Annotated in this window: 9 protein-coding genes; 5 read left to right on the plus strand and 4 right to left on the minus strand. The window is 71.1% G+C overall.

The features are described from left to right. The 4 genes from BHU15_RS26080 to BHU15_RS26095 all read right to left on the minus strand — a co-directional run. On the minus strand, window positions 1–598 hold a 598-nt coding region (locus tag BHU15_RS26080; RefSeq protein ID WP_438284983.1), incomplete at its 3' end, for a maltokinase N-terminal cap-like domain-containing protein. Between the two features lie 237 nt (window positions 599–835). Next, window positions 836–2,560 carry a maltose alpha-D-glucosyltransferase gene (gene treS, locus BHU15_RS26085; protein ID WP_023538559.1) on the minus strand — a complete coding sequence of 575 codons (1,725 nt, stop codon included), beginning with the start codon at window positions 2,558–2,560 and terminating at the stop codon, window positions 836–838. Continuing rightward, complete coding sequence (locus BHU15_RS26090; RefSeq protein WP_069629429.1) at window positions 2,557–4,545, minus strand: alpha-1,4-glucan--maltose-1-phosphate maltosyltransferase; 1,989 nt, start codon at window positions 4,543–4,545, stop codon at window positions 2,557–2,559. Before BHU15_RS26090 ends, treS begins: the two co-directional genes overlap by 4 nt. A 385-nt stretch (window positions 4,546–4,930) precedes the next feature. After that, window positions 4,931–5,848, minus strand: coding sequence for an SDR family oxidoreductase (locus tag BHU15_RS26095; RefSeq protein WP_171908448.1), 918 nt, complete (start codon window positions 5,846–5,848; stop codon window positions 4,931–4,933). Window positions 5,849–5,967: 119 nt separating this feature from the next. Between BHU15_RS26095 and BHU15_RS26100 the strand changes: the two genes are divergently transcribed. The 5 genes from BHU15_RS26100 to BHU15_RS26120 form a co-directional block, all read left to right on the plus strand. Then, a complete protein-coding gene (locus BHU15_RS26100) occupies window positions 5,968–6,933 on the plus strand; it encodes an AraC family transcriptional regulator (RefSeq protein ID WP_023538556.1) in 966 nt (321 codons plus the stop codon). 192 nt (window positions 6,934–7,125) lie between these two features. Continuing rightward, window positions 7,126–8,601 carry a 4-hydroxyphenylacetate 3-hydroxylase family protein gene (locus BHU15_RS26105; protein ID WP_069629430.1) on the plus strand — a complete coding sequence of 492 codons (1,476 nt, stop codon included), beginning with the start codon at window positions 7,126–7,128 and terminating at the stop codon, window positions 8,599–8,601. Then, window positions 8,598–10,250 carry an MFS transporter gene (locus BHU15_RS26110; protein WP_368483218.1) on the plus strand — a complete coding sequence of 551 codons (1,653 nt, stop codon included), beginning with the start codon at window positions 8,598–8,600 and terminating at the stop codon, window positions 10,248–10,250. Before BHU15_RS26105 ends, BHU15_RS26110 begins: the two co-directional genes overlap by 4 nt. A 209-nt stretch (window positions 10,251–10,459) precedes the next feature. Continuing rightward, entirely contained in the window at window positions 10,460–11,650 is a 1,191-nt protein-coding gene (locus BHU15_RS26115; RefSeq protein WP_079128381.1) for a monodechloroaminopyrrolnitrin synthase PrnB family protein, read from the plus strand. Further along, a partial coding sequence (locus BHU15_RS26120) for an FAD-dependent monooxygenase (protein ID WP_171908449.1) occupies window positions 11,647–12,116 on the plus strand: 470 nt, incomplete at its 3' end. The genes BHU15_RS26115 and BHU15_RS26120, both read left to right, overlap by 4 nt.

Genomic DNA, 12,116 nt, shown 5'->3' on the forward strand with positions numbered 1-12,116 from the left:
CCCGGCGCAGGATCTTGAGGATGTACTCCTCGCCGTACACGACGGAGGAGTTCGACTGCTCGGCGCCGAGCAGGCGCGGCACGAGCCCCGACCGGATCTCGACGGCCCGGTCGAAGCGCAGCGGCCCCAGCGCGCCGGGGGAGCGCAGCCGCTCCAGCAGCAGGTCGGCCAGGCGCGGGTCGTGCAGCGCCTCGTAGACGACCCGGCCGGTCAGCGGCCCCGTGTCGACGATGCCGATGCGCGCGGCGGTCAGGTGCGGCGGCAGCGTGGAGCGTACGCCGAGCAGCAGCTGGTAGCAGTCGTCGGTGGGCGGGACGGGGACGGGCGGCGCGTCCAGGTCGGGGGTGGCGCGCTGCTCGACGCGCACCAGCAGATGGAGCAGTCCGGGCCCGGGGCCCGCGGCGGCGGGCGGCATCAGCTCGGTGGCGGTGACGGCGGCGAAGCCCGTGATGGGGCGGCCCTTGCCCGCGAACCAGCGCTGGCGCGGCAGCCACTCGTGGAGCAGTGGCGCGAGTGAGGCGACCAGCGTGGCGGCCGTGGCGGGCGGGAGCGCCGCACCGGGGCTTGGTGAGCTCCGGGTGGATGCAGCCTTCGACATGGCATCGCGTCCTTTCCCCGGGGCACACCACAGGATGCGCAGAGTGTCCCGGATTGCGGCAACGGAGTCCGGCTGTGCGGGACGTGTCGGGTGAGGATGGCCCGTACGGACCGTCTGGGCGTGTCCAGCCCGTTCCTACGGACCACCGGACCACTCGATGTCGGGGATGGTGCCCCGTGCGGGGCGGCGGTAACCGACCGCCCCGCAGTTGTTCGCCTTCGGTCCTGATGTTCGGCGTCAGGCCGGCGCGGGGTCCTGCCGGAGCCGGAACCAGTAGAAACCGTGGCCCGCCAGCGTCAGCAGATAGGGCCAGTCGCCGATCGCCGGGAAGCGCACCCCGCCGATCAGCTCCACCGGATGACGCCCGCTGAACGCCCGCAGATCCAGCTCGGTGGGCTGTGCGAAGCGTGAGAAGTTGTGCACGCAGAGCACCAGGTCGTCACCGTTGCCGTCCTGCGACGGCGCCTCGCGCAGGAACGCGAGCACCGCCGGATTGGTCGACGGCAGTTCCGTGTACGAGCCGAGCCCGAAGGCCGGGTTCTGCTTGCGGATCTCGATCATGCGGCGGGTCCAGTGCAGCAGCGACGACGGCGACGCCATCGCGGCCTCGACGTTGGTGACCTGGTAGCCGTAGACCGGGTCCATGATCGTCGGCAGGTAGAGCCGGCCGGGATCGCAGGACGAGAAGCCCGCGTTCCGGTCCGGGGTCCACTGCATCGGGGTGCGCACCGCGTCGCGGTCGCCGAGCCAGATGTTGTCGCCCATCCCGATCTCGTCCCCGTAGTAGAGGATCGGGGAGCCGGGCAGCGACAGCAACAGAGCGGTGAACAGCTCGATCTGGTTGCGGTCGTTGTCCAGCAGGGAGGCCAGCCGGCGCCGGATGCCGATGTTGGCGCGCATCCGCGGGTCCTTGGCGTACTCCGCGTACATGTAGTCGCGCTCTTCGTCCGTGACCATTTCGAGGGTCAACTCGTCGTGGTTGCGCAGGAAGATGCCCCACTGGCAGCCGGTCGGGATCGCCGGGGTCTTGGACAGGATCTCCGAGACCGGGTAGCGCGACTCGCGCCGTACGGCCATGAAGATCCGCGGCATCACGGGGAAGTGGAACGCCATGTGGCACTCGTCGCCGCCCTTGGCGTAGTCGCCGAAGTAGTCGACGACGTCCTCCGGCCACTGGTTGGCCTCGGCGAGCAGCACGGTGTCCGGGTAGTGCGTGTCGACGATCTCGCGGACCTCGCGCAGCAGGGCGTGGGTCGCGGGAAGGTTCTCGCAGTCGGTGCCCTCCTCCTGGTAGAGGTACGGCACGGCGTCGAGGCGGAAGCCGTCGATGCCCAGGTCCAGCCAGAAGCGCAGCGCCGAGATGATCTCGTCGCGGACGGCCGGGTTCTCGTAGTTGAGGTCCGGCTGGTGCGAGAAGAAACGGTGCCAGTAGTACTGCTTGCGGACCGGGTCGAAGGTCCAGTTGGACGACTCGGTGTCGACGAAGATGATCCGCGCTTCCGGGAACTGCTTGTCGTCGTCGGCCCAGACGTAGTAGTCGCCGTACGGGCCTTCGGGGTCCTTGCGCGACTCCTGGAACCAGTTGTGCTGGTCGCTGGTGTGATTCATGACGAAGTCGATGATCACGCGCATGCCGCGCTGGTGGGCGGCGTCGACGAACTCCACGAAGTCGGCGAGGTCGCCGAACTCGGGCAGGACGGCGGTGTAGTCGGAGACGTCGTAACCGCCGTCACGCAGCGGGGACTTGAAGAACGGCGGCAGCCAGAGACAGTCGACACCGAGCCACTGGAGATAGTCCAGTTTGGCGGTGATGCCTTTGAGGTCTCCGACGCCGTCGCCGTTGCTGTCCTGGAACGAGCGCACCAGGACCTCGTAGAAGACGGCTCGTTTGAACCAGTCGGGGTCACGGTCCTTCGCGGGAGTGTCCTCGAACATGTCGTGGACGGGCTCATTGATGATCATTGTGTGGGTGACCCTCCGATCGGCGGGGACGGTCGCAGAACGACGATGTGCGCGGGTGTCACACCCGGCTCCAGGCGCACGTAGTTGGCCCTGCCCCAGTGGTAGATCTCTCCGGTGAGCTCGTCGCGCACCGGGGCGGTCTCGTGCCAGTCGAGGCCGAGCCGCGGCATGTCCAACGAGACCGTCGCCTCCTGGGTGTGGTGCGGATCGAGGTTCACGACGATCAGCACGACGTCCGGGCCCGAGCGCTTGCTGTAGGCGATGACGGCGTCGTTGTCGGCGTGGTGGAAGTGGATGTCGCGCAGCTGCTGCAACGCCGGGTGCCGGCGTCTGATCCGGTTGAGCGCGGTGATGAGCGGGGCGATGGTGCGACCCTCTCGCTCCGCCGATTCCCAGTTCCGGGGGCGCAGCTCGTACTTCTCCGAATGCAGATACTCCTCGCTCCCGGGCTTGACCGGGGCGTTCTCCATGAGTTCATACCCCGCGTAGACGCCCCAGGACGGCACCATCGTCGCGGCGAGCACCGCGCGTACCTCGAATGCCGGACGCCCGCCGTCCTGAAGATAGGCGTGCAGGATGTCGGGCGTGTTGACGAAGAAGTTCGGGCGCATGTACGACGCGGCCTCGCCCGACAGCTCGGTGAGGTAGTCCGTCAGCTCCTGCTTGGTGGTACGCCAGGTGAAGTACGTGTACGACTGCTGGAAGCCGATCGCGCCCAGGGTGTGCATCATGGCCGGCCGGGTGAACGCCTCGGCCAGGAAGATGACATCGGGGTCCGAGGCGTTGACGTCCGCGATCACCCGTTCCCAGAAGACCACCGGCTTGGTGTGCGGATTGTCGACGCGGAAGATCCGCACGCCGTGGTCCATCCAGTACCGCAGCACCCGCAGGGTCTCCGCCACCAGGCCGTCCATGTCACGGTCGAAGGCGATCGGATAGATGTCCTGGTACTTCTTGGGCGGATTCTCCGCGTACGCGATCGTGCCGTCCGCGCGGTGGTGGAACCACTCGGGGTGCTCCTTCACCCACGGGTGGTCGGGCGAGCACTGGAGCGCGAAGTCCAGCGCGATCTCCATGCGCAGTGACGCGGCCTTGGCCACGAAGGCGTCGAAGTCCTCGATCGTGCCGAGGTCGGGGTGGATCGCGTCGTGGCCGCCGTCCGCCGAACCGATCGCCCACGGGACGCCGACGTCGTCGGGACCGGGGGTGAGCGTGTTGTTGGGGCCCTTGCGGTGCGCGGTGCCGATGGGGTGGATCGGCGGCAGATAGACGACGTCGAAACCCATCGCGGCGACGGCCGGCAGCCGCTCGGCCGCGGTCTTGAACGTGCCGCTGACCGGCGGCTTCCCCGGAGTGAGGACCGCGCCCTCGGAGCGTGGGAACAGCTCGTACCAGGAGCCGTACAGCGCCCGCTCACGCTCCACCAGCAGCTTGACGGGCTTCGACGCCGAGACCAGTTCGCGCAGCGGGTGGCGGGACAGGGCGTCGTCGGCCTCCGGGGTGAAGGCGGCGGCGAGCCGGGCGGCGGCGGGGCGGCGCCGGTCGCGCAGCGCGTCCACGGCGGCCAGGACCGCCTCGCGGCCATCGCGCTTGGGGACGCCGGCCGCGGCCCGCTCGTACAGGGCGGCGCCCTCGGTCAGGACCAGCTCCGTGTCGATCCCGGCCGGGATCTTGATCTCGGCGGCGTGGCGCCAGGTGGCGAGCGGATCGCTCCACGCCTCCACCTTGTACGTCCACCGGCCTTCGGAGGTGGGCGTGACGTCGGCGCCCCAGCGGTCGGTGCCGGGGGCCAGTTCGCGCATGGGGGTCCAGGGGCCCGGGCGGCCCTCCGGGCCCCGCAGGACGACGTTGGCGCCGACGGCGTCGTGGCCCTCACGGAAGACGGTCGCGGTGACCTGGAACGTCTCTCCGCTCACCGCCTTGGCGGGGCGTTTGCCGCAGTTGACGAGAGGGCGGACGTCCAGGACGGGAATGCGACCGATCATGAAATCACCTGGGGGCTGAGCGGGCGTGGCAGGCAGGGCAGGCAGGGCGGGTCGAATGGATGAGGAGGTTTTGCCTGACTTTGATGTTATTTGTAGCTGCTCTGATGGTGACTGGCGGGCTGCGGGCATGGCCGCTCCTGTCCGCGTTCACTCCAATAGCGGTGGGAAAGCGATGGAGTCCGATGAAACGAGCGTGCTTGCCGTACGTACCGGATGAGCCTTCCCACGATTTTCGGGTACACAATCCGCCGCCGCGTTAAGTCCTGGGCAACTCTGGTGCCCTGGCCGGAACCGGCCGTATCGCGCGGGAAACGCGGGCGCCCCGTCCTCGCGGGCCGCACGGGCGGCTTCCGCGAGAACGGGGCGGGCTGGGGGTGTGGACGGGTCAGCCGGCGTCCGTCGACCAGACCTGCCACGGCTGGCGCGTCACCCACTCGTCCACCGGCGCCGGCTTGACGGCGAGCGCGTCCGCCGCCCGGCCGCCGTCGCCGGCCATCAGCAGCGGGTCCTCGCCCGTCGCCATGTAGTGGTAGATCCCCGCGACGCCGGCCGCCGCCTCCGCCCCGGCGACCTGGGACAGCGCCTGCTCGAAGACCGTCGGGGGCAGCGACAGGTAGCGCACCTCACGGCCGAGCCCCGTGCCGAACGCCGAAGCCAGCTCGTCACCGGTCAGCGACTCCGCGCCGCCGATGTCGAACGTCTCGCCCTCCACACCGTCGACGGTGAGCGCCGCGAAGACCGCCTCCGCGAGGTCGCGGTGCGAGATCCAGGCGGCGGAACAGCCGCCGGGCAGCGGGTAGGCCAGTACGCCCTCGCTGACAAGAGCCGGTCCGTTCCACGGGCTGAACAGATTGTCCAGGTAGACCGGCGGGCGCAGCACCACCAACGGCACACCGCTGGCCCGCAGTTCCTCCTCGGCGATCCGGCGCGTCTCGAAGGCGGCCACATTCGTGGACTGCTGGGGGATCCGGGTGTTGGCGTTGTAGACCAGCCGCTTGATGCCGGCCTCGCGCGCGGCCTCGGCGACATTACGGGCGTACCGCCGGACCTGCTCCGTCCCGTACACCAGCGGCATCACCACCGCGGCGTGCGTCGCGCCCTCCATCAGCCGCCGTACGGCGGGAGGATCGTCCAGGTCACCGCCCACGAACGAGGCGCCGGGCAGCGGCGGCCGGTCCGCCTCGGCGGCCCGGGTGAGCGTACGGACCCGCTGTCCGCGCTCGGCCAGCAGACGGGCCACGGCACCGCCCTGGAACCCGGTCGCCCCCACGACGGCGACGCGCATCGGAATCTGATCGGACATGTGTCTGAAGGCCCTTCGATAAGGTGTGTCTGCTGTCGATGACGGCTCTTTCACAAGGCTGGCGGCGGCGGCTTCGGCCGATCAATTAACAAACCGGGGCGGGGGTTGAAGGATCGTCCATGGAACCGATGAAGCCCATCCAGGGCGAAGGTGACGATCTCCTGAGCGAGCTGCTGAAGCCGCTCCGGCTCACAGGGGTCTTCGACAGCCGGTGGCACGTCAGCGCGCCGTGGGCCATCGAGGGCGACGCCGAGCAGAGTTGTGCGATCCTCCACTACATCGTCGAGGGCAGCTGCTGGATCACCGGCGAGGGCCAGACGCCGGTGGAACTTCGCGAAGGCGATCTCGCGGTCTTCCCCACCGGCACCGCGCACCGCATCTCCGACCGCCCCGACCGCACCGGCGGACTGCGGCTGGGGGCCGTCCTGCCGGAGCGACTGCCGGGCACGTCGGGCGAGTTGAAGATCGAGGGCGGCGGGCCGGAGAGCCGGCTGCTCTGCGCCGGACTGCACTACGACGCGAGCGCCGCGACCGGTCTCTACACGGCGCTGCCGTGGGCGCTGGTCCTCGACCGCACCCAGGTGGACAACGAACCGCTGCTGCGCGACACGCTGCGGCTGCTGGCGTCGACACAGCGTCCCGTCGGCCCCGGCGACCGCCTCATCACGCTGCGCGCGTTCGAGATGGCGCTGGTCCTGGCGCTGCGGCCACTGCTGCGCGAGATCGCGGACAACCCGGCGTCGCTGCCGGTGCTGAGCCATCCGGGGATCAGCAGGGCGATGGTGATCATCGCGACGCGGTTCGCCGAGCCGTGGACGATCGAGTCCCTGGCGCGGGAGGTCGGCATGTCCCGGTCGGCGTTCACGGCGGCGTTCCGCGAGCTGGTGGGGGAGGCGCCGGCCCGGCATCTGACGGGCCGTCGGATGCAGGAGGCGGCACGGCTGCTGGGCGAGACGTCGCTGCCGCAGTCGGCGGTGCCGCAGCGGGTGGGGTACCGCAGCGCGGTCGGTTTCCATCTTGCGTTTCGCAAGTGGTTCGAGAAGACGCCGGGCGAGTACCGCAGCGGTGCGGTGCCCGCGGCGTAGGGGCCGCCGATGTCGCGGTCTGGCCGGTTATTAAGGACCGCTGGACGGTCGTTCATTGCTGACGGCGCTTGCGCCAGGGAAGGCTCTCAGGGAAGTGGGAGCAGCGTTCCGCATGTGCTTGGTGTGCCGCATGAATCGTTTTGATCCGTGTCCCCGTGCCTGTCCGTATCCGTGTCCGTATGAGGAGAAGTGTTGACCAGATCGGGTCAGGAGTATCTGGAGTCGCTCCGCGACGGCCGCACGGTGTGGCTCGACGGCGAGCGGGTCGAGGACATCACACGGCATCCGGCGTTCCGTAACACCGCGGGATCCATCGCCCGGCTCTACGACCTGGCGCACGACTCCGCGCACACGCCTGTGCTGACGCGTGACGGCGCGCACCGCGCGTTCGCGGTGCCGCGCGGATACGAGGACCTGGTCGCGCGGCGGCGGGCGTACAAGGTGTGGGCCGAGGCGAGTTACGGCTTCCTGGGGCGTACGCCGGACTACATGGCGGGCGGCGCGGCCGGATTCGCGGCGGCGCCGGGCGTGTTCACCACCGACGGCTTCGACGGCGCGGCGAACGCGCTCGCGTACCACCGGCGGCTCGCCGACGGCGACCTGTACCCGACCTTCACGATCACCAACCCGCAGGGCGCGCGCACCCCGTTCGACGCGAAGGGCGGGACGGCCGAGGACGACCCGGTGGTGCGGGTCGTCGCCGAGAAGGACGGCGGGATCGTCGTACGCGGCGCGAAGATGATCGGCACGGCGGCGGTCTTCGGCAACGAGGTCATCGTCGGCACGATCGAGCCGCTCGCGCCGGGGGACGTGGAGCGCGCGGTCTGCTTCTCGATCCCCGTCGACACCCCCGGTCTCAGCTTCATCTCCCGTGTCTCCTACGAGGGCAGGGCGCGGAGCGTCTTCGACAACCCGCTGTCGTCACGCTTCGACGAGAACGACGCGCTGCTCGTCTGCGACGACGTGTTCGTCCCGTGGGAGTCCGTGCTCACCTACCGGAACGTCGACGCGAGCTTCGGCATGTGGTGGCGGACACCGGCGTACGTGAACTTCGTGCACCAGGCGGCGACGCGCTTCTGGACCAAGCTCGAATTCCTCGCGGGGATCGCGATCCTGCTGACGAAGTCCAACGGCACGTACGAACTCCCGCCCGTCACCCAGGCGATCGGCCGGCTGCTGGGGAAGGTCGCCCAGGCGAAGGCGTTCGTGCTGGCGGCGGAGGCGAGTTACGAGGAGGTCGACGGCGGTCGCGGCGGGGTGATGCCCGGCAAGGACATCTCGTTCGCGCAGCGCATCATGGCGGGCGAGCTGTATCCGCAGGCGGTCCAGGAGATCAAACTCCTCGCGGGGGGTGGGGTGATCCAACTCCCCGCGTCGGGCGAGGACTTGCTCCACCCGGAGCTGGGCCCGCTGGTGAGCCGCCACCTGCGCGCGCCGGGCCAGTCGGCCGAGGGCCGGATCAAACTGCTCAAACTGGCCTGGGACGCGCTGGGTTCGGAATTCGCCTCCCGCCACGACCAGTACGAACGCTTCTACCACGGCGCGCCGCACGTCTACCTGATGCAGCAGGCCTGGGAGGGCGACACGGCGTCCTGCGAGGCCCTGGCCCAGGCCTGCCTCGACGGCTACGCGCTCGGCGGTGAACCCGAGGGCACGGGTCCCAGGTGAACGCCGAACGCGGAAACGGGCGGGACGAGCGGGACGTGGCGGCGGAGAACGGCCGTGGGCGTTCCGCCCACCGAGCCGCCGCGCCGGACGGCCCCGTGGGTCCCGACGGCTCGTCGGTCACCGGCCCCGTCGAGGCCGGGGGGCTCGGCGTGCCCCGTTCAGGGGGGCCATCAGCTCCCGGCGCCCCGGGGTTTCGCGCCCCCTGCCCCGAGGCGCCGGGATCACGGACGCGCAGTGCCAAGGCCGGGCTCGCGCTGCTCGCGTCCACGCAGTTGTTGCTCATCATGGACACCGCGATCATCAACGTCGCCCTGCCGTCCGTCGGGCGGGATCTCGGGTCCGGGTCCGCCGGGCTGTCCTGGGTCGCCAACGCGTTTCTCATCACCTTCGGCGGGCTGCTGCTCCTCGGTGGACGTGCCGCCGATCTGCTCGGGCACCGGCGGGTGTTCCTCGGGGGGCTCGGGGTGCTCGGTGCCGCCTCCGCCGCTGGTGGCGCCGCCGGGTCCGTGGGGGTGCTCGTCGGAGCCCGCGCCGTCCAGGGTGTCGGCGCCGCGCTCGCCGCCGCAGCCGCGTTCGCCCTGCTCCTGAACCTCTTCCCGGACGGCCCCGACCGCCACAAGGCCCTCGGCGCGTTCGCCGCGATGGGCGGGCTCGGCGGCGTCCTGGGCACCGTACTCGGCGGCGTACTCACCGACCTCCTCGGCTGGCGCTCCACCTTCTGGCTCAACGTGGTCGGCGCGCTCCTCCTCGCCGTCCTCGCGCTACGGCTCCTCGACGGCAACACCCGCAGCGCCGAACGCGGCTTCGACATCGGCGGCGCGCTCACCGCGACCGCCGGACTCGGGCTCATCGCGTACGGCCTCGTCGGCGCGGCCGACGCGGGCTGGACCAGCGCGCGCACCCTGGGCGTCTTCGCCGCCGGGCTCGCGCTCCTCGCGGCGTTCGCCGTCCTGGAGAAACGAATCGCCCACCCCCTCGTACCCCCCGCCGTCCTCCGGCGCCCCACTCTGCGGCTCGCCAACTGCCTCAGCGCACTCGCCCAGATGACGCTCTTCCCGATGTTCTTCCTCGTCAGCCTCTACCTCCAGCGCGTCCTCGACCAGACCCCCCTCTACGGCGGGCTCGGCCTGCTCCCGCTCTCCCTCGTCGTCGTCGCCGTCGCCCCGCAGACCGGCCGCCTCATCCACCGCCTCGGTCTGCGCGCCACCATGACCCTCGGCTTCACGCTGCTCCTCGCGGGCATGCTCTGGCTCGGCCTCGCGCTCGCCGCCGAGGGCACGTTCCTCTCCGCCGTCCTCGCGCCGAGCCTCGTGCTGGGCGCCGCCCTGCCGCTCGTCATGGTCACCACCAACGTCGCCGCCACCGCCGACGCGACGCCGGGCGAGACCGGACTCGCCTCCGGACTGATCAACACCAGCCAGCAGTTCGGCTCCGTACTCGGCCTCGCCGTACTCGTCGCCGTCGCCGCCGCCCGTACCGACGCGCTCGGCGCGACCGGCGCCGTCGACGAGACCGCCGGCTTCAAGGCCGCCCTCCTCGTCGGCGCCTTCTTCGCCGCCTGCGCCGCGCTGCTCACCTTCCGGCTGCGGCTCCCCGCGCCAGCGTCCGCGCCTCCGCACCAGGACCGGGTCGGCGGCGCCCTGGACTAGACGCAGGAGGAGGAGCGAGTGCGCAGGCGGGGCAGGGCCCGGTCGACGGTCCAGGTCCGACAGCGGGCCAGGGGGGATCGCCGCGAGCGGGCAAGGGGCCGCCGGCCGGTCGGGGCGCGTGATCGAGCGCGACAGTGGCCGCGACGGCGGGACGCCGCCCGTCCCGTGTCCCACCACCCACCCGACCCACGCCCGAGGGGGGCACTTCCATGACGTTGTACGACCTTGTCGCGCCCGCGATCGAGGGGCGCTACGAGCCGCGCTACCGCATCGCCGGCATACGCGCGGCCGATCCGCTGGGCGCCGACGCGACAGTCGCCGCCGTACCCGCGATGAACCGGGACGCGGACATCCCCGCGCTCACCGTCGCCCTGCGCAGGCTCGTCCCCGACCACGACCGCACCGCCTCGCTGAGCGTCGTCGACGCGCTCGCCGCCGTACGCGACCTCGGTCTGCTGCTCGGCTCGCTGAAGCGGCACGGAGCCGAACCGCTCGCCGCCGTCCCCGAGGCCCTGCCCGTCCTTCAGGAACTGGCCCGCCGCACCGACATGGTGCCGCGCGACACCGTGCACCACTACACGACGTGGAATCCGCTCGGCGACCGCCAGCGGATGTACACCGGCGAGCAGATGGAGGGGCATCTCCAGAACGCGGTACGGATGGTCTTCCCCGCGCTCGTCGCCGCGCTCGACACCTGCGACGAGCTGGCGGGACTCGAACCGTACGACCCCCGCTTCGCCGACGCGCTCGACCGTACGGGGCAGCACGTCCAGGCCATGGTCGACTCCATCGACTTCACCGTCGCGCAGGTGTCGCCCGAGTTCTTCGCGCGCGGACTCCGCCCCTACTTCGAGGAGATAGACGTCGCGGGCCGCGACTACCTGGGCCCGGCGGCGGCGCAGGTGCCGCTGTGGCTGGTCGATCTGACGCTGTGGCAGAGCGACCGGAGCAGTCCGGAGTACGACGCGTTCCTCGACGAGTCGGTGCTCTACAGCCTGCCGTCGTGGCGGGCCTTCCACGCGGCGCACCGCGGCTCGACGTCCGCCGTGAGCAAGCTGTCCGCCGCGATCAGCTGGGAGTCGACGCCGCGGCTGCCGCCGGTGCTGGCGGCGTCCGCGGTGTCGGCGGCGCGGGTGCTGCGGATACTCAAGACGTTCCGGGCCAGACACATCGGCATCGCGCGCAAGGCGTACAGCGACGAACTGCGGCTGTACGACGCGGGCAGCGGCGGCGCGCCGATCGCGCTGCTGCGGTCGGTGCTGGATCTGACGCGGGACAACGAGACGCTGGTGCGGCACGCGAATGTACGGATGCACGCGCCGGTGCCGGTGTCCGCACCCCCGCGGTCAGCGTCCCGGCCGGCGCCCGCACCGCTTCGCGAGAAGAGACTCACCCCATGACCCACATCATGATCGCGGGCGGCGGCATCGCCGGCCTCACCGCGGCCCTGTCCCTGCACGCCGCCGGCTTCGACCGGATCACCGTCGTGGAGGCCGCCCGGGAGATCCAGCCGCTGGGCGCCGGGCTGAACATCATGCCCAACGCCGTACGCGAACTCGACGCGCTCGGACTGCTCAGCCGGCTCGACGCGTGCGCCGTACGCACCGGTGAACTGCGCTACTACCACCGGGGCGGCGGACTGATCTCCCGCGAGCCGCGCGGCCTGGCGGCCGGGTACCGGTGGCCGCAGCTGTCCATCCACCGCGGTGACCTGCAACGGGTGCTCGCCGACGCCGTACGCGAACGGCTCGGCAGCGACGCGGTCGTCGCCGGTGTCCGGGTCGGCGGCCTTGAGACCGCCCCGGACGGCCGCGCGCGCGTCCTGCTCGCGCCCCGGCCCCGCCCGTCGCGGGGCGCGAGCAGGAC

Source organism: Streptomyces niveus (genome assembly GCF_001723055.1).
GTDB lineage: Bacteria > Actinomycetota > Actinomycetes > Streptomycetales > Streptomycetaceae > Streptomyces > Streptomyces niveus.